Annotated in this window: 20 protein-coding genes and 2 pseudogenes; 13 read left to right on the top strand and 9 right to left on the bottom strand. The window is 60.9% G+C overall.

Annotated elements, in window-relative coordinates:
• From AC1D1Z_RS25625 to AC1D1Z_RS25615, 3 genes and pseudogenes are all read left to right on the top strand, one after another.
• Nucleotides 1-275: pseudogene (locus AC1D1Z_RS25625) on the top strand (nitrite reductase large subunit); the annotation flags it as partial.
• A 4-nt stretch (nt 276-279) separates the two neighbouring features.
• Nucleotides 280-615 carry a nitrite reductase small subunit NirD gene (gene nirD, locus AC1D1Z_RS25620; protein WP_028732148.1) on the top strand — a complete coding sequence of 112 codons (336 nt, stop codon included), beginning with the start codon at nt 280-282 and terminating at the stop codon, nt 613-615.
• A complete protein-coding gene (locus AC1D1Z_RS25615; RefSeq protein ID WP_131604970.1) occupies nt 616-3,273 on the top strand; it encodes a nitrate reductase in 2,658 nt (885 codons plus the stop codon).
• A gap of 37 nt (nt 3,274-3,310) precedes the next feature.
• Here the strand turns inward: AC1D1Z_RS25615 and AC1D1Z_RS25610 are convergent, their stop codons facing one another.
• The gene (locus AC1D1Z_RS25610; protein ID WP_182565849.1) at nt 3,311-3,988 is read right to left on the bottom strand and encodes an HAD family hydrolase; all 678 of its coding nucleotides are present in this window, start codon (nt 3,986-3,988) and stop codon (nt 3,311-3,313) included.
• 118 nt (nt 3,989-4,106) lie between these two features.
• A complete protein-coding gene (locus AC1D1Z_RS25605; RefSeq protein WP_115157622.1) occupies nt 4,107-4,424 on the bottom strand; it encodes a hypothetical protein in 318 nt (105 codons plus the stop codon).
• Between the two features lie 213 nt (nt 4,425-4,637).
• Between AC1D1Z_RS25605 and AC1D1Z_RS25600 the strand changes: the two genes are divergently transcribed.
• The 5 genes from AC1D1Z_RS25600 to AC1D1Z_RS25580 all read left to right on the top strand — a co-directional run bounded on the left by AC1D1Z_RS25600 (nt 4,638) and on the right by AC1D1Z_RS25580 (nt 10,102).
• On the top strand, nt 4,638-4,964 hold the full coding sequence (locus tag AC1D1Z_RS25600) for a hypothetical protein (protein WP_018241745.1): 327 nt from the start codon (nt 4,638-4,640) through the stop codon (nt 4,962-4,964).
• 154 nt (nt 4,965-5,118) lie between these two features.
• The gene (locus tag AC1D1Z_RS25595) at nt 5,119-6,570 is read left to right on the top strand and encodes a cryptochrome/photolyase family protein (RefSeq protein ID WP_131604969.1); all 1,452 of its coding nucleotides are present in this window, start codon (nt 5,119-5,121) and stop codon (nt 6,568-6,570) included.
• On the top strand, nt 6,567-7,898 hold the full coding sequence (locus tag AC1D1Z_RS25590) for an NAD(P)/FAD-dependent oxidoreductase (RefSeq protein WP_047622323.1): 1,332 nt from the start codon (nt 6,567-6,569) through the stop codon (nt 7,896-7,898). The genes AC1D1Z_RS25595 and AC1D1Z_RS25590 overlap by 4 nt, the downstream gene beginning before the upstream one ends.
• Nucleotides 7,895-8,749: a DUF1365 domain-containing protein gene (locus AC1D1Z_RS25585; RefSeq protein WP_115157624.1), complete on the top strand. Its 855-nt coding sequence runs from the start codon at nt 7,895-7,897 to the stop codon at nt 8,747-8,749. The genes AC1D1Z_RS25590 and AC1D1Z_RS25585 overlap by 4 nt, the downstream gene beginning before the upstream one ends.
• A gap of 93 nt (nt 8,750-8,842) precedes the next feature.
• Complete coding sequence (locus tag AC1D1Z_RS25580; RefSeq protein ID WP_018241741.1) at nt 8,843-10,102, top strand: SAM-dependent methyltransferase; 1,260 nt, start codon at nt 8,843-8,845, stop codon at nt 10,100-10,102.
• On the opposite strand, the gene AC1D1Z_RS25575 is transcribed toward AC1D1Z_RS25580, so the two are convergent.
• Complete coding sequence (locus AC1D1Z_RS25575; protein ID WP_131604967.1) at nt 10,103-10,936, bottom strand: SDR family NAD(P)-dependent oxidoreductase; 834 nt, start codon at nt 10,934-10,936, stop codon at nt 10,103-10,105.
• 99 nt (nt 10,937-11,035) lie between these two features.
• On the bottom strand, nt 11,036-11,695 hold the full coding sequence (locus AC1D1Z_RS25570) for a ChrR family anti-sigma-E factor (protein WP_018445695.1): 660 nt from the start codon (nt 11,693-11,695) through the stop codon (nt 11,036-11,038).
• A gap of 225 nt (nt 11,696-11,920) precedes the next feature.
• Between AC1D1Z_RS25570 and AC1D1Z_RS25565 the strand changes: the two genes are divergently transcribed.
• The 4 genes from AC1D1Z_RS25565 to AC1D1Z_RS25550 are packed head-to-tail and all read left to right on the top strand — an operon-like array spanning nt 11,921 to nt 15,156.
• A complete protein-coding gene (locus AC1D1Z_RS25565; protein WP_018241738.1) occupies nt 11,921-12,958 on the top strand; it encodes a cysteine synthase A in 1,038 nt (345 codons plus the stop codon).
• A gap of 6 nt (nt 12,959-12,964) precedes the next feature.
• Nucleotides 12,965-13,702 carry an alanyl-tRNA editing protein gene (locus tag AC1D1Z_RS25560; RefSeq protein WP_047622327.1) on the top strand — a complete coding sequence of 246 codons (738 nt, stop codon included), beginning with the start codon at nt 12,965-12,967 and terminating at the stop codon, nt 13,700-13,702.
• 18 nt (nt 13,703-13,720) lie between these two features.
• A complete protein-coding gene (gene sseA / locus AC1D1Z_RS25555; RefSeq protein WP_047622328.1) occupies nt 13,721-14,590 on the top strand; it encodes a 3-mercaptopyruvate sulfurtransferase in 870 nt (289 codons plus the stop codon).
• A gap of 5 nt (nt 14,591-14,595) precedes the next feature.
• Complete coding sequence (locus AC1D1Z_RS25550) at nt 14,596-15,156, top strand: GNAT family N-acetyltransferase (protein ID WP_017963991.1); 561 nt, start codon at nt 14,596-14,598, stop codon at nt 15,154-15,156.
• 30 nt (nt 15,157-15,186) lie between these two features.
• Here AC1D1Z_RS25550 and AC1D1Z_RS25545 read toward each other — a convergent pair whose 3' ends face one another.
• Nucleotides 15,187-15,423 (bottom strand): hypothetical protein, encoded by a 237-nt coding sequence (locus AC1D1Z_RS25545; RefSeq protein ID WP_050565063.1) that lies wholly within the window; start codon nt 15,421-15,423, stop codon nt 15,187-15,189.
• Between the two features lie 78 nt (nt 15,424-15,501).
• Here AC1D1Z_RS25545 and AC1D1Z_RS25540 point away from each other — a divergent pair, with 78 nt between their 5' ends.
• Nucleotides 15,502-16,005 (top strand): DUF1203 domain-containing protein, encoded by a 504-nt coding sequence (locus tag AC1D1Z_RS25540; protein ID WP_446963136.1) that lies wholly within the window; start codon nt 15,502-15,504, stop codon nt 16,003-16,005.
• 125 nt (nt 16,006-16,130) lie between these two features.
• Here AC1D1Z_RS25540 and AC1D1Z_RS25535 read toward each other — a convergent pair whose 3' ends face one another.
• The 4 genes and pseudogenes from AC1D1Z_RS25535 to AC1D1Z_RS25520 all read right to left on the bottom strand — a co-directional run bounded on the left by AC1D1Z_RS25535 (nt 16,131) and on the right by AC1D1Z_RS25520 (nt 19,027).
• Complete coding sequence (locus tag AC1D1Z_RS25535) at nt 16,131-16,415, bottom strand: DUF1330 domain-containing protein (RefSeq protein WP_028757378.1); 285 nt, start codon at nt 16,413-16,415, stop codon at nt 16,131-16,133.
• Between the two features lie 61 nt (nt 16,416-16,476).
• Nucleotides 16,477-17,025 (bottom strand): flavin reductase family protein, encoded by a 549-nt coding sequence (locus AC1D1Z_RS25530; RefSeq protein ID WP_047622330.1) that lies wholly within the window; start codon nt 17,023-17,025, stop codon nt 16,477-16,479.
• A gap of 67 nt (nt 17,026-17,092) precedes the next feature.
• On the bottom strand, nt 17,093-17,842 hold the full coding sequence (locus AC1D1Z_RS25525; RefSeq protein ID WP_097625239.1) for an SDR family oxidoreductase: 750 nt from the start codon (nt 17,840-17,842) through the stop codon (nt 17,093-17,095).
• Between the two features lie 256 nt (nt 17,843-18,098).
• Nucleotides 18,099-19,027 (bottom strand): annotated as a pseudogene (locus tag AC1D1Z_RS25520) (helix-turn-helix domain-containing protein).
• Nucleotides 19,028-19,098: the final 71 nt, after the last annotated feature.

The following is a 19,098-nucleotide window of genomic DNA, read 5'->3' as shown; positions in this document are numbered from 1 at the left end:
ACGAGGCGCTGGAGCATATCGTGGCACTGACGCAGATGTACCGCGAGCAGGCCCGCTATCTCGAGCGGATCTACAAGTGGGCCAAGCGCGTCGGCCTGGAGGAAATCCGCCGCCAGATCATGGGCGATGCCGAAAAGCGCAAAGCCTATTACGAACGCTTCGTCTTCAGCCAAAAATTTGCCCAGGTCGATCCCTGGTCAGAGCGTGTCTCCGGCAAGGACAAGCACGAGTTCAAGCCGATGGCGACGATCGGCTATCCGCAGGCTGCAGAATAAGGAGATGGATATGAACTGGATCGCAATCGGTGACCTCTCCGATATCCCGCTGCGCGGCGCGCGCTGCGTGAAGACGCCGCAGGGCAAGATCGCCGTCTTCCGCACGGCCGAAAACGAGGTCTTCGCCATCGAGGATCACTGCCCGCACAAGGGCGGCCCGCTCTCCCAGGGCATCGTCCACGCCAAGTCAGTCACCTGCCCGCTGCACAACTGGGTGATCTCGCTGGAAACAGGCAAGGCGCTCGGCGCCGACGAAGGCGAGGTCCGGACGATACCGGTGCTGAACGAAGACGGCCGGCTGTTCATCGCCTTGGAAAGCCTGATGATGGCGGCGGAATAGATGGCGGCTGAGGTCAAAACCACCTGTCCCTATTGCGGCGTCGGCTGCGGCGTTCTGGCCACGATCGACGAGGCAGGCGCAGTCAGCGTTAAAGGAGATCCCGAGCATCCGGCGAATTTCGGGCGGCTCTGCTCGAAGGGTTCTGCCCTTGCCGAAACCATCGACCTCGATGGCCGGCTTCTCTACCCCGAGATCGGAGGCGAACGGAGCGGCTGGGACGAAGCGCTTGATCTGGTCGCCCGGCGTTTTTCTGAAACGATCGCCGAACACGGGCCGGATTCGGTTGCCTTCTACGTCTCGGGCCAGTTGCTGACCGAGGATTACTACGTTGCCAACAAGCTGATGAAGGGCTTCATCGGTTCCGGCAATATCGACACCAATTCAAGGCTCTGCATGTCCTCCTCCGTGGCGGGGCATCGCCGCGCCTTCGGCGCCGATACGGTGCCCGGGACTTATGAGGATATCGAGCTTGCGGATCTGGTGATCCTGACCGGCTCCAATCTTGCCTGGTGTCATCCCGTCATCTACCAGCGGCTTGCCGCCGCAAAGACGGCGCGGCCAAACATGCGGATCGTCGTCATCGATCCGCGCCGGACGATGACATGCGACATCGCCGACCTGCACCTCGCCATCCGTCCGGACGGCGACGTCGCGCTGTTCATGGGACTGCTTGCGCATCTCGCGACAAGTCCGGCAATCGACCAGAATTACATCGGCGCCCATACCGAAGGTTTCGCCGAAGCTTTTGCGGCTGCCGCCGCGCTTGATATCAACGATCTCCTGGAACGGACTGGCCTGCCGGCCATGCAGATCAGGGAGTTCTTCCGCCTATTCGAGACGACGCCGAAGGTCGTGACCTGCTACAGCCAGGGCGTCAACCAATCCTCCTCCGGCTCCGACAAGGTCAATGCAATCCTCAACTGCCACCTGGCGACCGGTCGCATTGGCCGTCCCGGCATGGGACCGTTCTCGCTGACCGGCCAGCCGAACGCCATGGGCGGGCGCGAGGTCGGCGGTCTCGCCAATATGCTTGCCGCCCATATGGCGATCGAGAATGCCGACGATCGGGATCGCGTGCAGCGCTTCTGGAACTCGCCCGTCATCGCCGCAAAGCCCGGCCTGAAGGCAGTCGACATGTTCCGCGCCGTGGCCGACGGGCGCATCAAGGCGCTCTGGATCATGGCGACCAATCCCGTCGTCTCGATGCCGGATGCCGACAGCGTCGAAAGCGCGATCGCCGCCTGTCCCTTCGTCGTCGTGTCGGACATCCTCAAAGAGACGGACACGACCCGGCACGCAGATGTGCTTCTGCCCTCGCTCGGCTGGGGCGAGAAGGATGGCACCGTCACCAATTCCGAACGGCGCATTTCAAGGCAACGGCCGTTTCTCGACAACCCCGGCGATGCAAGGGCCGACTGGTGGCAGCTTGCGGAGGTCGGACGCCGCATGGGATTTGCTGCCGCCTTCGATTTTGATGCGCCGGACGCAATCTTTGCGGAGCACGCGGCGCTTTCCGCCTTCGAAAATAACGGCAGCCGCGATTTCGACATCGGCGCGCGCGCCGGCATGAGCAGCGGTGCCTATGAGGAGCTGTCGCCCTTTCAGTGGCCGCACGCCGCTGGGTCCGCACCCAGCGTCACCCGCTTCTTTGCCGAGGGCGGTTTCTTCCATCCCGATGGCAAGGCGCGCTTCGTCGCGGTCAAACCGCCCGCAACCGATCGCACCAATGCCGAGTACCCCTTCACGCTGAATACCGGGCGCATCCGCGACCAGTGGCACACGATGACACGAACCGGAAAAAGCGCGCGGCTTTCTGCCCATATCGCCGAACCTTTTGCGGAAATCCATCCGCGCGACGCGATCGAGACCGGTATATCAAGCGCGGGCCTCGTCGAAATCGACAGCCCGCACGGCAAGGCAATCGTCAGGGCGCTGGTCACCGATCGCCAGGCACGCGGCGGCATCTTTGCGCCGATGCACTGGAACGACCAGTTCGCCGCAAGAGCGCGGATCGACGCCGTGGTCGCACCGATCACCGATCCTGTTTCCGGTCAGCCGGCATCGAAGAACGTTGCCGTCGCCGTCCGGCCGTTTCGCGCCACCCATTACGGTTTCGCCGTCTCCGCCACAAAACCCGCCACGCCTGACGCCGCCTATTGGGCACTGGCAAAAGCCGCCGGCGGCTGGCGGCTGGAGCTTGCTTTCGGCGAAAACGTCGAAGACTGGACGGCCTGGTGCCGCGCGGTTTTCGCCATTCCGGCAGAGATCGAACCGCTTGGTTATGCCGACCGGCAATCCGGCGACCTGAGGCTCGCCTTCTTCGATGGCGAGGTCCTGCTTGCCGCGCTGTTTCTCGCCCGCGAGCCCGTCGCCGTCGCACGCAACTGGGCGATCTCGCAGCTTTCAGCCTCGCATGGCGACCTCAGGAAACGCTTTGCGCTCGTTGCCGGTCGTCCCGGAGCAGGCAGGCCGGATCCGGGCGCAACCGTCTGCTCCTGCTTCAGTGTCGGGGTCAACCAGATCGCTGCTGCCGTGCGCGGCGGATGTCACAGCGTCGAGGCGGTCGGCAAGGAAACGAGCGCTGGAACCAATTGCGGCTCCTGCCGCAGCGAAATCGGCAGGATCATCGATCGCTGTCTTGCCGCAGCCGCGGAGTGAACCGTACAAAAGCAAGCAGGACGCAGCCGGAGCATTGTCAGGCCCTGTTCGGGACGATCAGCATCCTGTGTTCGGCCGCGATGCGGACCGAGACCTCGTCATAGGATGAGAGGGTCGGGTGCGGCGTCTCCATCTTGTGGTGATGTGTTGCCGTGATGACCATGACATCGGCACCCGCCGCCTCGCCGGCGGTGATGCCGGCTGCGACATCCTCGAACACCAGGCAATCCTGCGTGCTGACGCCCAGGCGTTCGGCTCCGAGAATATAACATTGCGGGTCGGGTTTTCCGACCTTGACGTCCTCAGCCGTCACCATGAATCTCGGCACCGGCAAGCCTGCTGCCTCCAGTCGCCGGTGAGCAAGGCGCAACGGCGAGGAGGTGACGATCGCCCAGCGATCCGGGGGCAATGAACTCAGAAAGGTCGCGGCGCCGGGAATGGCAACGACATCGCTGACATCGGCGATTTCAGCCTCGGTCACCAGTCTTGATTCATGTTCGGGATCAACTCCGGGCAAGTTCAGCAGGGTGATCGTGTCAATGCCGCGCGATCCATGCATCTTCGGCAAAAACGTGGCGACATCGAGCCCATGGCGCCTTGCCCAGTCACTCCATGCACGCTCGGCCGCATGGATCGAATTGAGGATGGTGCCGTCCATATCGAAGAGGAAGGCGGCATAGGGCTTCTCGAAGCCGCGGGGCATCGGCATAGACAAAAGGCTGAATCCTTCAGGGAAAGAGTCGAACGGTGGTCGCTGTCTCGATGAAACGGCAAATCATGGCGTTTTGCAAGCTTTCGGGAGGATGGCGGTGACGCCTTCCAACCGCCTTCGCCTAGAAGGCCGCCGTACCCGAGGTGACGATCAAGTCGCAGGAAAGCCGGAGGCCAATCGGGTCGTGGCAGAGGTCATCGGCACCATCGGCGAGTTCCAGTGCGGCCGAAGCATCGGCGCGCAGGTAGGCTTGCGTAGCCGGATCGACGCGCATCGGCGCGGCGGTCCAGAGCGAGGGACGGCTGACGTCGATCGCTGAAATTTTAGCCCTGTCATTCCTGACGGTGTAGGAGGCGACCGCCATGCCACTCATCGTTAAGGTGAGCACAAGTGCGATCTGGAGACCGAGATCTGCGGCTTCGCGAAAGGAGATGAACATAGCGGCCTCATGCCACGGTTTTTTAGTATCTCCGCATGCAAGTAGGACATGCGCCGGCGCCGATCCAGCGCCATCGCCCGTTAAGGTTTACGCATAACCATGCCGGGTACGCAGCGAGGCTTGAATGTAGGTTTTCGGCAAATTTCGGAACAATGATTCCATCAGCCGGTTACCCCTGGGTCATCCAAGATGAAAATCCAAGGAGGATATCCCATGTCTAAGTCCCTTATCGCCGCTTCGCTGCTTGCGATCGGCATGGCATCATCAGCCTTTGCCCAGTCGAACCCCGATCCAATCGGGCCGACGAATGGCGGCTCGACTGATCCGAATTCGGGTACCTATTCATCCGACTACACCAACGATGACAACGGCATTCGTCCGGTACCTGTCTCGCCGGTCGATCCGACGACGACACAGAGCATCGGCCAGCCGAGGACGATGGAATGCCCCGGCATGCCGCAACAGATGTCCGGCGTCGATACGCGCGGCGGCCAGAGCGGCGCATCGATCAGCGAAGCCTGCCGCGAATACGACAACTAACCGACAGACTGCTGCTCTCAGAAAAGGCCGGTTCACGCCGGCCTTTTTGATATCGCGAAGGCCATGAAAAGCTTTTTCCGCCGGATGAAACTTTTGATCCGCGCGCTCCGTACATCCGTAGCAGGTTGAAAAGAACACCAACGGAACGGCTTCATTGGCAAAGGACATCGCAAACCCTGTTATCCTCTGGTTTCGCAAGGACTTGCGCCTTGATGACAACCGGGCTCTCGATGCCGCCCATCGCTCCGGACGGCCGGTCATCCCCCTCTATATAAGCGAGCCGGACGCAGCAGACACCGGTCCGCTGGGCGCTGCGCAGGCCTGGTGGCTGCGTCATTCGCTGGAAGCGCTCGACAGATCGCTGCGCAAGCGGAGAAGTCGGCTGGTGCTGGCAAGCGGCGAGGCGTTCGAAGTGCTCCGCGCCTTCATCAGGGAGAGCGGGGCCGAAGCCGTCTTTTGGAACCGGCGCTACGATCCAGCCGGCATCTCCATCGACGTCCGTATCAAGCACGAATTGGAAAAGCAGGCGATCGAGGCAAGAAGCTTTGGGGGCCAGTTGCTGCACGACCCTTCCCGGCTGGTGACCGGCAACGGCACGCCCTATCGCGTCTACACGCCGTTCTGGCGCGCGCTGGAGGGCGGCGGCGAACCGGAGCCGCCGCTGGAGGCGCCGGCAAAACTTCGGCTTGCGTCGCAATTTCCGAAATCAGAAGCGCTGGAGAGCTGGAAGCTGCTCCCGACGAAACCGGACTGGGCGGGCGATTTTACCGATCTCTGGACTCCCGGCGAAGATGGCGCGCATGAGAAGCTGCGTGCCTTCATCGAAGACGCGCTCGACGGCTACAAGGAAAACCGTGACTATCCTGCGAGACCCGCGACGTCGATGCTGTCGCCACACCTGGCGTTCGGCGAGATCTCCCCTGCCCGCATCTGGGATGCCACACGCGGCCTGTCGAAACGGGTGGCAGCGGCCGATGTCGTGCATTTTCGCAAGGAGATCGCCTGGCGCGAATTCTCCTATCACTTGCTTTTCCACTTCCCGCGTCTTGCATCGAACAACTGGAACGAGCGTTTCGACGGCTTCGAATGGCGCAACGACGACGACGATTTCAAGGCGTGGCGCCGCGGCATGACCGGCTATCCGATCATTGATGCCGGCATGCGCCAGCTCTGGCGCCATGGCTGGATGCACAATCGCGTGCGCATGATCGTCGCCTCCTTCCTCATCAAGGATCTGATGATCGACTGGCGCCGGGGCGAAGCCTGGTTTCGGGATACGCTTGTCGATGCCGATCCCGCCAACAATGCGGCAAGCTGGCAATGGGTGGCGGGCTCGGGAGCTGACGCCTCGCCGTTTTTCCGCATCTTCAATCCGGTGCTGCAGGGTGAAAAATTCGATCCCGACGGCAAATATGTCAGGAGCTATGTGCCGGAGCTTCGAGAGCTCGGGGCAAAATACATCCACCGGCCGTTCGAGGCGCCGAGGAGCATGCTCGACGAGGCCGGYATCGCGCTTGGCCAGACCTATCCGAAACCGATCGTCGATCACGCACTCGCCCGCAACCGGGCGCTCGCCGCCTACAATGCTACGAGGGATACAGCATGAACGCGCACTTCCGTCCAGCCCCACGCCGGCTGAAGATCGCCGTCATCGGCTCCGGCATCTCGGGCGCCTCCGCGGCCTGGGCTTTAAACCCAGTGCACGACGTTACGCTTTATGAAAGCCAAGCGCGGGCCGGGGGCCATACGGCGACCGTCGACGTGGATTACGACGGGGTTGAAATTGCGGTCGATACCGGCTTCATCGTCTATAACGAACAGAATTACCCCAACCTGACGGCGCTGTTTGCCGAGCTCGGCATCGCGACACATGCAAGCGATATGAGCTTTTCGCTCTCACTGGATCGCGGCAAGCTGGAATGGAGCGGCGGCGGGCTGTCCTCGATCTTTGCGCAAAAGCGCAACCTGCTGCGGCCATCGTTTCTATGGATGATCCGCGAGATTTTGCGCTTCAATCGCAGCTGCCTCGAAGATCGCGCTGCCGGCCATCTCGCCTCGCGCTCGATCGGCGATTATCTCGACTGGCGCGCCTTCTCGCCCGGATTCACCAACAACTATCTCGTGCCGATGGCGGCGGCGATCTGGTCGACACCATCAACCCGCATGCTGCAGTTTCCGGCCGAGCATTTCGTCAATTTCTTCGATAATCACCGGCTGATCTATCGCCGGCAGCACCAGTGGCGCACAGTGACCGGCGGCAGCCGTACCTATCTCGACCGGCTGCTTCGGCCGCTCGGCGAACGCGTGAAACTTTCCTGTGGCGTGCGCAGCGTCATCCGCTCCGAGCGCGGCGTCACGATCATCGACGAGACGGGGATCGCACACCCGTTCGATAAGGTGATCTTCGCCTGCCACAGCGATCAGACAGCCCGCCTGCTCGCCGATGCCACCGATCGGGAAAGCAGGCTGCTCGCCGCCATCCCCTATCAGCCGAACCGCGTCGTCCTGCACCGCGACCAATCGCTGATGCCGCAGCGGCGCAAGGTTTGGGCCTCATGGAACTATCTCCGTTCAAGCCGTGAAGGTGGAAAGGCCGACGTCGCCGTGACTTACTGGATGAACCGGCTGCAGGGCATCGACGACAAATTCCCGCTATTCGTGACCCTCAATCCCGACCGCGAGCCGGACCCCCATAAAGTGTTTGCCGAGTTCACCTATGAACATCCGCAATTCTCGGCGGACGCCATGGCTGCGCAACAGGCGCTTGTCACCATTCAGGGACAAAGTAATTGCTATTTCGCCGGTGCCTGGACGGGGTACGGATTCCATGAGGATGGTCTCGTTTCCGGTCTAGCTGCGGCAGAGGCCTTGGGCGGGATCATACCCTGGCGGACTGCCCAAACCTGGGAACCTCAACCGGACGTGGCGGCATGACAGGACGCGGCAAAAAAAGGCGTGGCATGAATGCGGCGGCCAACGGCGCTCCACCGGATGCCGCCGCAGCACTCTATGTCGGCGAGATCATGCATCAACGCATGAAACCGTTCGGCCATCGCTTCCGTTACCGTGTCTTCTCGCTGCTTGTCGATCTCGACAGACTGGACGAGGCCGGCGGGTTATCGGTGCTGTTTTCCGTCAATGGGCCCAATCTCATCTCGTTTCACGAGAGGGACCATGCCGATACCAGRGACACATCACTGCGTGCCTATGCCGACCGGCTGCTCGCCAAGGCGGGGCTCGACCGCGCGGACAGGATCCTGCTCGTCTGTTATCCCCGAATTCTCGGCTATGTCTTCAATCCGCTTTCAGTCTATCACGCCTATGATGCCGGTGGCGCAGTCGTCGCGATGATCTACGAGGTGCGCAATACTTTCGGCGAGCGGCACAGCTATGTCTGTCCGGTCGGCTGTGGCGAGATGTCGGAAAGCGGGCTTCGCCAGAGCTGCGACAAGCTCTTCCACGTCTCACCCTTCATCGGCATGGCGGCGCGCTATCATTTCCGCATGCTGCCGCCCGGCGCCGAAATCCGCTGGCGCATCCTGGAGAACGACTGCGAAGGCCCGCTTCTCTCGGCGACATTTTCCGGACGACAGGTGCCGTTGACCAGCGCCTTGCTGCTGGGGTTGACGGCGCGCATCCCCTTCCTCACCTTCAAGATCATCGCCGGCATCCATTGGGAAGCGTTGAAGTTGTGGCTGAAGGGGGCGCGCTACGTCCGGCGTCCTGCGCCCCCGCCTGAAGTCAGCGTCCGCCAGCCCCGCCCGCTTGCGGAAGCGGCGGAATGACATTAGCGTTCGATGCAATGGCCGGGGGGCGGCCGCGCGTATCATCAAGGGTGCTTCGTCCCTAACCGGCAGGAAAATGCTGGAGGAGGAGAAATGAGCAAGGCGCAGGACTGGAATCTGCTGGCTCGTGATGCAGTGACGCTGACGGCCGAAAACATGTCCCGCATGGTGAAGGGTCTGCCCTTCAAAGCAAAGCTGGCGCTGCGCGGACTTCTGCACATGCAGCACGGTTCGCTTGCCGTTACCCTTCCCGACGGCCGCAGGCTGCTGGTCGAGGGCAAGAAGGCCGGGCCAAAGGCGGCGCTCAGCCTCCACAACTGGAACCTTGCCTATCGGGCGCTGACGAGCGGCACGATCGGGGTCGCCGAAACCTATATGGACGGCGATTGGGACAGCCCTGATATCGCCGCCTTCCTCGAACTCTTCCTTGTCAATGGCGAGGCCGCGTTCAGCTATGCGCATGGCAAGGGCGGTCTTGGCCGCCTCTTCGAGCGCGTCCGCCATTGGATGAACACCAATACCAAAACGGGCTCGAAGCGCAACATTTCCGCCCATTACGATCTCGGCAACGATTTCTACAGGGAATGGCTCGATCCGAGCATGACCTATTCCTCAGCACTCTATTCCACCGGCGCCAACGATCTGCAATCGGCCCAGAACGCCAAATACCGGGCGCTTGCCGAGGCGACCGGCATCGGGCCCGGCGACCATGTGCTGGAGATCGGCTGCGGCTGGGGCGGTTTTGCCGAATTTGCCGCAAGCGAGCTGAAGTGCAAGGTGACAGGGCTGACGATCAGCCGCGAGCAGCTTGCCTTTGCCGAGGAGCGCATCCACAAGGCCGGCCTCGATGACCGCGTGGAATTCCGCTTCCAGGATTACCGCGATGAAGCAGGGCTCTACGACCGGATCGTTTCGATCGAGATGTTCGAAGCGGTCGGCGAAAAATACTGGCCGTCCTATTTCTCCAAGCTCAGGCAATGTCTGAAGCCGGGCGGCAAGGCTGGCCTGCAGATCATCACCATCCGGCCGGAATCCTTCGACCAGTATCGCAGCAACCCTGACTTCATCCAGAAATATGTCTTTCCAGGCGGCATGCTGCCGACGCGCAACCATCTGGCCGAACTCGCCGGCAAGGTCGATCTGTCGCTGGTCAAGGACTTCGGCTTCGGGCTCGACTACGCCCGCACGCTTGCCGAATGGCGCGAGCGCTTCTGGTCGGTCTGGGAGCGCATTCGCCCGATGGGCTTCGACGAGCGCTTCAAACGGCTCTGGGAATTCTATCTGTTCTATTGCGAGGCCGGCTTCCGCGCCCGCAATATCGATGTCCGTCAGGTCGTGTTTTCGCGTCGTTGATCATTCCGCCGCATGCGGTGTCACCGGATGGTGACCAGGCAATGGCGGCCGCTCCCGCCAGCCGGTCACGCGGTTCACCAGCGTGAAATAAGCGCCATAAGGGAGCAGGCGCGCGAGCTTCAGCATGGTGGTGAAGCGCTTCGGGAAAGTGATCTCGAAGGTCTGCGATTTCAATCCGGCAGCAATCTCCCGGGCGGCTTCCTCGACCGATACCAAGGCCGGCATCGGAAAGGCATTTTTCCTCGTCGCCGGCGTATCGACGAAGCCCGGGCTGACGAGCTGGATGCGGATGCCCATCTTGTCGAGATCGAATTTCAGGCTTTCGGCCATATTGATCAGCGCCGCCTTGGTGGCGCCATAGGCAGCTCCTGTCGGCAAGCCGCCATAGCCGGTGACGGAGGAAACGATGGCGATCTGTCCCTGCCCTTTCGCCTTCATATGGCGGATCGCGGGCAACAGACAGTTGACGACGCCGGAGAGATTGACGGCAAAGCTCTTTTCGAAATCGCTGCGGTTCAGGTCCTCGGCGTGGACCGGCAGATAGACGCCGGCATTGAGGATCGCCATGGCGAGCGTCCCGTGCTCATATTCGATGGAGGCCATGACATGTTCCATGTCCTCGGCATCGGTGACGTCGCCGTCGAGAACGACAATGCTGCCGGAAAGGCCGCGGGCTTCGGTCTGCAGCTCCACCAGCTTTTCGTGACTTCTGGCGGTGACGGCGACCTTGTATCCTTCGGCGGCGAGCTTTAACGCAAGCGCCCGGCCAATGCCTGAACTCGCGCCTGAAATCCAGACGATTCCATGTTCGGGATGGGCAATGAAATCACGCATGACATGTTCCTCCGGGCCGCCTGATCAACACGAAAACAGGTCCGGAAGTTTCTCTGCTCCTCCCGGATTTAGGGCTCTATCACACCATTGTGGCTGCTTTCAGCCGATCAGGTCGCCGATCATCTGACGAAAGGATCCGGTGAGCTTGACCGGCCCGTCCGAAACGGCAAAGGCGATGCAAGGCCTGTCCTTTTCGGCGACCGGCCGGTGGTCGACCGTCTCGTCGGCAATGGAGATGTCGCCGGGACCGAAACGGCCGCGTTCATCGTTGAAGGCGCCGTCGAGGATGAGGATCAGTTCCATGCCTTTATGGGTGTGCGCCGGCAAGGCGCGGCCCGGCCGGATCCACATCAGGCTGACCTCGCAGCCGTCCATGTCGAGCGAATATTCCCTGAAACCGGGCAATCGCCGGCGCCAGGGCACATCCTCGGCCTCGAAGCCCAAGAGAGCACGCAACGCTTGAGGAAACAGCGCATTTTCCGGTCGCGTGGCCGTCTGCGCCGCCGGGACGGGAGATGCAGAGGAAAAGATCGCCGCAAGCCGTCCGTCGCGATCGGCAATGGCGACTTCAGGCGCGTTTTCCAGAGCTTCGCCTGCCAGCAGCTCGAGGCTGTTTACCAGGCTGCGATTGTCCGGTTTCATTTCCAGATGAGACTGCACCAGCACACGCGCCGGCTCAGGCAAGGAGCCGGCGACATAATGCGCCATCAATGCATCGATCGTGTCGATCTGCTCGTGAACCATCTCGGTTTCGGTCACGCCCTGTTGCCGCGCTCCGTTTTCGCTTTGTCGTCATCCGTACGGGGAAAGTCAATCTTCGGATCACCCCGCACACGGCGGGATTGCGGGGCCATAGTCATTTTGGGGAGGAAAGCCAAATTTTATCGCGTCCGACAGAGGTGTGGAATAGCTTTTCTTGCCAACTCAGCCTTGTGAAGGGAAAAGACCGTTCTTAAAGTAAGAGTTCGAATAGAGGCAGATTCCATGACCTTCCACCCCTCCGTCCTTGAAGCCATCGGCAACACGCCCCTGATCAAACTCAAGGGCGCCTCAGAGGTGACCGGCTGCACCATTCTCGGCAAGGCGGAGTTCCTGAACCCCGGCCAGTCGGTGAAGGATCGCGCCGCGCTCTACATCATCCGCGACGCAGAGCGGAAGGGATTGCTTCGTCCGGGCGGCGTCATCGTCGAGGGTACGGCCGGCAATACCGGCATCGGACTGACGCTGGTCGCCAAGGCGCTCGGTTATCGCACCGTCATCGTCATCCCGGAAACGCAGAGCCAGGAAAAGAAAGACGCGCTGAAGCTGCTTGGCGCCGAACTCGTCGAAGTGCCCGCCGTTGCCTACAAGAACCCGAACAACTACGTGAAGGTGTCCGGGCGGCTCGCAGAGCAGCTGGCGAAGACCGAGCCGAACGGGGCGATCTGGGCAAACCAGTTCGACAACGTCGCCAATCGTCAGGCGCATATCGAAACGACCGCCAAGGAGATCTGGAAAGACACCGACGGTAAGGTCGACGGCTTCATCTGCTCGGTCGGCTCCGGCGGCACGCTGGCAGGCGTGGCTACCGGCCTCAAGGCTTTCAAATCTGACGTCAAGATCGGCATCGCCGATCCCGACGGCGCCGCTCTCTATGAATTCTACCAGAACGGTGCGCTGAAATCCGAGGGATCCTCAATCACCGAGGGCATTGGCCAGGGCCGCATCACCGCCAATCTCGAGGGTTTCACGCCTGACTATGCTTATCGGATCTCGGATGCCGAAGCGCTTCCCTATCTCTTCGACCTCGTCGAGAACGAGGGCCTCTGCCTTGGCGGCTCGACAGCGATCAACATTGCCGGCGCTGTCAATCTCGCCCGGGATCTTGGACCTGGTCACACGGTGGTGACGATCCTCTGCGATTACGGCAACCGCTATCAGTCGAAGCTCTTCAATCCGGATTTCCTCACCTCGAAGGGGCTGCCCGTTCCGGGCTGGATGGCCAAGTCGCCCGATATCCACGTTCCCTACGAACCCGTGTGAGAACCCATGCCGGTCAATGCCCTCTATCGTGACGACTTCTATCTCTCGACGTGCGAGGCGGTCGTCACCGCCATTCACGAAGACGGGGGCATCGAACTGGACCAGACCTGCTTCTATGCGACATCAGGTGGCCAGCCTGGTGACACCGGCCAGCTCGAACGTGCCGACGGCAGCAAGATCGCGCTTAGTCAGACGAAGCATGGTCCAAGCAAAGATGTCATCATCCATGTGCCGCTCGAAAACGAGCCGCGGCCTTTGGTCGGCGAGACGCTGGTGCTGCATGTCGACTGGCCGCGCCGCTACAGGCTGATGCGCATGCACACGGCCTGCCACCTGCTTTCCGTCGTCTGCTCCTATCCGATCACCGGCGCTGCCGTCGGCGAGGAGGAGAGCCGCGTCGACTTCGATATGGCCGAAACGATCGACAAGGACGAGGTGACGACCAAACTGATGGAACTGGTCGAGCAGAACCATCCGGTCTATCTGCAATGGATCACCGACGAGGAGCTTACGGCCAATCCCGACATCGTCAAATCGAAGAACGTGCGCCCGCCGCTGGGGCTCGGGCGCGTCAGCCTCGTCTGCATCGGCGAGAACTCCTCGATTGACAGCCAACCCTGCGGCGGCACACATGTCTCCGAGACTCAGGAAGTCGGCCGGATCCATATCGCCAAAATCGAGAAGAAGGGCAAAGAGAACCGGCGCTTCCGCATCCGCTTCGGCACGCCCGGCGACGAAGCCTGACCATCAAGGGAGACCATAATGAGTGAGACCAAGAGCCGTTTCGTCGTTTCGGCCGACTGGCTGCAGTCCGAGCTCGGGAAAGCTGACCTGCGCGTGCTGGACGCCTCCTTCTATCTGCCGGCGCAGAAGCGCGATGCCGATGCCGAATATGCGGCCGGCCATATTCCCGGCGCCATCCGCTTCGATCAGGACAAGATCGCCGATCATTCAACGTCGCTGCCGCACACGATCCCCTCGCCCGATTATTTTGCCGCCGAAGTCGGCCGGCTCGGCATCAGCGAGAATGATCGGATCGTCGTTTATGACGGCATCGGCCTGTTCGCCTCGCCGCGCGTCTGGTGGCTGTTCCGGGTGATGGGCGCGAAAAACGTCTTCGTTCTCGACGGCGGTCTCGACGGCTGGAAGGCCGAGGGCCGTCCGCTGGAAACCGCAGCACCCAAGCATGTGCCGACGACCTTTACGCCGAATTTCGATGAAAGCCGCGTGGTGACGCTCGATACGATGCGCGACATCGTCTCCAGCGCCGCGATGCAGATCGCCGATGCCCGCAGCGCCGGCCGCTTTGCAGCCGCCGAACCCGAACCGCGTGTCGGCATGCGCTCCGGCCATATGCCCGGCGCCCGCAGCCTGCCCTCCGGCGTCTTCGCCAACCAGGGCCGGTTCAAGTCGCTGCCCGAACTCAGGCAGACGATCGAAGATGCCGGCATCGATCTTTCAAAGCCTGTCGTCACGTCCTGCGGCTCGGGAATCACCGCCGCCATTATCACGCTGGCGCTGGAATCGCTCGGTCATCACGACAACAAGCTTTATGACGGCTCGTGGAGCGAATGGGGCAGCCGTGACGATACGCCCATCGTCACCGGTCCGCCGACGCCGGTCAAAGCCTGATCGCCATGGGGAAGACACCCGCTTCGCTGAAAGCTCACATCACCCGGCTCGAAATGACGGCGCCGCCGAAGGCAAGCATGCCGGTGCCCGTCAATATCCAGACGGCGATCATGCGCGCTCCCGAGATCCCATTGCCCTTCTACCGCTATCTCTACCGGCAGGTGGGTGCGCGCTGGCAATGGGTGGATCGGTTGCGCATGAGTGACGAGCAGCTTGCCGAGACGCTGAACGACAAGCGCAACAATATCAGCGTTCTCTACGTGAACGGCGCGCCCGCCGGATTCTACGAATATTTCTGCGAAGACGAGGATATGATCGAGCTCAGCCATTTTGGCCTGATTGAACATGCGCTCGGTCTCGGCATCGGCAAATGGTTCCTGCTGCAGGCGCTCTATGCCATCTGGTCGCTCAATCCGAAGCGGGTCACCACCACCACCAACAATCTCGACCATCCGCGTGCGCTGCAGCTCTACCAGATGTACGGCTTCTCCCCCGTTTCGACCGGTACCGGCATCGTCCGCCCGCTCAGCGACAAGGAGCTTCTGGAGATTGCGCGGAAAAGCTGACGGCTTCTTTCCCGACGTCAGCGGAGGTGGCTAACGCTGCGTCAGGCTGTTCGGGCGGCGCGGGTCGTTTCGGCGTTCGAAATCGAGCGTGCGGCCCGACTGTTCCTTCAGTTCCGCCACTTCCCGGCGCAGAGCCCTGAGCTCTTCCAGTATTTCTGCATTCTGTTGCGCCAGCAGCGCCAGATCGATGTCGGCCAAGGCCTTCTCCTTTCGCCTTACAACGTACGCCCAGAAGATACTCCGCTTTTCACTCTCCGGCGATCTCATATGCAGACGCAGGCAAGAATCGGGTGGCTTGCCCGCTCGTCCAGGTGCATTTCATGGCAATCACAAAGGAGATCTGCCATGACCGCCATTCGTTTTGTTGCCATGCCGACGACCGACGCCGAACGCCTCTGGAACGGCGGCCGCGACGCCTATGACAGGCTGCCCGAGACGATCGTCTCCGATGGTCCCGGCCATCCCTGCCGCCATTGCCTTCAGAATATCGATGCGGGCCAGGAATTGCTGGTCTTTGCCTACCGGCCCTTCCCCGAGCTGCAGCCCTATGCCGAAACCGGCCCTGTCTTCCTGCACAAGCAGCCTTGCGCACGCTACGCCGCCGAAGAGATCATGCCGCCGATGCTGACGACGAGCCGTGACTTCATCGTCCGCGGCTACAGCGAGAACAACCGCATCGTCTACGGTACCGGTGCGGTGACTGAGATCGGCGATATTCCAGCCTATGGCAAAGAGCTGCTCGGACGATCTGATATCGCCTATGTGCATGTGCGTTCCGCGCGCAACAACTGTTTCCAATGCCGGATCGACAAGGTAAAGGCGCCGGACCTGGCGGAGACCGGCGCCTGATAGGCGGAGGGCGAAGCGCAACAGGAGTCGTCAACTCGCCCGCACGCTCCTTCTGCAGTGATCGGCGAGGCGGTTTCGGTTTCTCCCTGACCAATGCTGTCGGGATCGCGCGCCCTCGAATCCTATTAAACGCCACGCAAGGCAATGATCCGCGAACCTGCGGCAGCCTGCCGTTGGTGTGCGAGCGGCGCATATTCGGGCGATGCAAAGAGACCACGGATGGCATCCATATCGAGAAACTCGATGATCAGCATATTCGTCGCCTGCCAGCCTTCGAGTTCGAGCGGCGCGTCATCGAGAGCAATGAGGCGGCCGCCGGCCTTTGCCACCAGAGGCAGGGCCTTGGAGCGGTAATCGGCAATGGCTTCGGGGTCGTGGATATCGAGATCGACAACGAGATAGGCGGACATATTCATATCCTTTCAATCAATGTGAAGTTTAGGGATGTTTTTTTGCGTGCAGCGGCGCGCTTTATGGCAAGTGCCGCCACTTGACCATGCGCTTCCGGAGATCGAGTGTGCCGCCATCCACGGTGAAGCTGCCGTCACCGCGATGATGCATGGTCCGTCGTTCCTTGCAGCTCTCGTCGATCCAGATCCTCTTTGCTTCGAGGATGAAGAGATTGTATCGATCGACGAAGCTCGGATCGGCAACACGGCATTCGATATTGGCAAGGCAGTCCACCAGCAACGGCGCCGCGACATCCTTTGCTGGACGAGTCCTCAGGCTGAACCGCTCGAACTTGTCCACCGTGTCACCGGAGCAATTACCGATGTCCACTACGGTTTCGGCAAGATCGACGGCTGGAATCGCGATCACGCATTCGCCGGTCTTTTTCAAGGTCTGGTGGCTGAAGTCCCAAGGGCCGATGACGCAACCGATCAGCGGCGGCGCATGCTGGATCATCATGTGAAAACCCATCGTCATCACATTGGGCGTTCCCTCAAGGCTCGTCGTCACAAGAACGATCGGGCCGGGTTCGAGCAGGCGATAGGCCTGGGAAGCGGAAATCTCTTTCATCGTCCGGCTCCTTCGCGAGTCTCTTCCCCGCATGTATGCGGGGAAGCTGAAAGACCTTCTGGTGTGGTTACCAGCCCTGTTCGACCGGCAGAACGAAGAGTTCCGCGACATTCACATGGGCAGGCGCCTGCGCCGCGAAGACGATGGTGTCGCCGATGTCTGCGCCCTGCAGGAACGTCATCTGCTTGGCAAGGTCGTCCATCTGCTTGATATAGCCAGGCTCCGTGATGTGATCATACAGCTCGGTCGCCACGGCGCCTGGCTGGATGCAAGTCACCCGAATGTTGTGCTTCTGGCCCACTTCCATGCGCAGGCCGTCGGAGAACGCGGCCACCGCATGTTTGGTGGCGCAATAAACCGACAGGCCTTTGAAGACCTTGCGGCCAGCAATCGACGACATGTTGAAGATGTGGCCCGAATGTTGATTGATCATCTGCGGCAGAACTGCAGCAGTGGTGTTCAGCAGGCCTTTCACATTGACGTCGACCATCCGGTGCCATTCGTCGACTTTAAACTGATCCACATCCGAAAGCGGCATCAGGCCAGCATTGTTGACGAGAATGTCGATCGAACCATAGGCACCCACCAGCTTTTTGACGCCGGCTTCGACGGAGGCTGGATCGACCACGTCCATTTCGATCACGAGGGCTTCACCGCCCCCAGAGGCGATCTCCTTTTGGAGGCCTTCAAGTTTGTCGGTGCGACGGGCGGCGATACCGACCTTTGCGCCGGCCTCGGCGAGCTTCAACGCGGTAGCGGCACCGATGCCGCTCGAGGCGCCGGTGACCAGCGCGATTTTTCCATTGATATTCGTCATGGTTTATCTCCTTGACTGGGCGCCCTTCCAACCGAAAGGACGGTCGTGTTCGACAAGGAGGAACATAAAGAGGAGTGATCGATCCCTCTCTCGGGACCTTGCGAGACCTGTCGGGATCTTGCTCAAATCCGCAAGGACCAAGCTGAAATGCTAAAGCATGTCGCACAAAAGTGTGCAGCGGTTTTGCGACAACGACATGCGTAGAAACCAAGACCTAAAGCGCAATGAGCGAATCTGAAAAAGATCGCGACGCGCTTTAGCTGCAACGGTAGTCGCTGGGGGAGACGCCAGCCTCCCGGCGGAAAATCTGAGCAAAATGGCTAGGGCTCGAATACCCCACGGACATGCCGATCTCGATGATGCTGGTGCTGGTTTCCTGCAGAAGTTGCTGGGCTTTGGCTATGCGTTGGCGAATGAAATAATGGGATGGAGAAAGGCCGGTGGCCTTCTTAAAGAGGCGGCTGAAGTGAAAAGCGCTCATGCCGGCCGTTTGCGCCAGACGTGCGAGATCAAACGGCTCTTGAAGGTTGGCTTCCATGAATGCGATCGCCCGCCGTAGCTTGGCGCCCGGAGCGCATTTGACGGCCGTGCCTCTGCGTCGAATGTTGCATATTGTCGGATAAGGTGAACAGCGAGCGTCTGCGCCAATCCCTGCACGAAGAGCCGACTTGCCTGCCCTTCTGCCGTCAGTTCAGCATGGATCAGTTCCAGCATGCTGGAGAGATGTTGGTCGCGGCCGCCCGATATGTCGCGCAGGCGCATGGCGCTGGCAGCCTTGCCGAGAACCCCTTCCGCCACCCGGTCAAACAACGGAACGGAGAGATAGAGATGCATTACCTGGAAAGGTTCGTCTCCCTCGGCGTGCCAGCGCATTTCGTATGGCGTGGGCGACCGCGTCAGAAAAAAGTCCCCGACTCTGACTGTATTGGCCTCCCACTCCCCGCCCAGATCGCGTTCCTCGACACATGCCTGACCTGAGATCACCCAAACAACGAGAGGCTCGGCGACCGCTGGGACAAGAAAGGGATCTTGCACCTTCAGGCGGGAAAACACCTGCACGAATATATCAGTCCAGGCTGGTCCATCCCCGCTGACAAGTGTTCTGCCGGCAATATATGTTTCGAGGCCGATAGGTGATGTTCGAAGCGGAACCGGCGATGTTTGCTCTCGACTATCAACCGTCATTGCTGCTCCGTTTAGATGGCGACTGCCCATCGGCATGATACGATGCCAACTGACCGAGCGGGACACAACTC

Source organism: Rhizobium sp. P1_E1, assembly GCF_056406015.1.
This window is presented reverse-complemented; position numbering and strand designations above follow the sequence as displayed.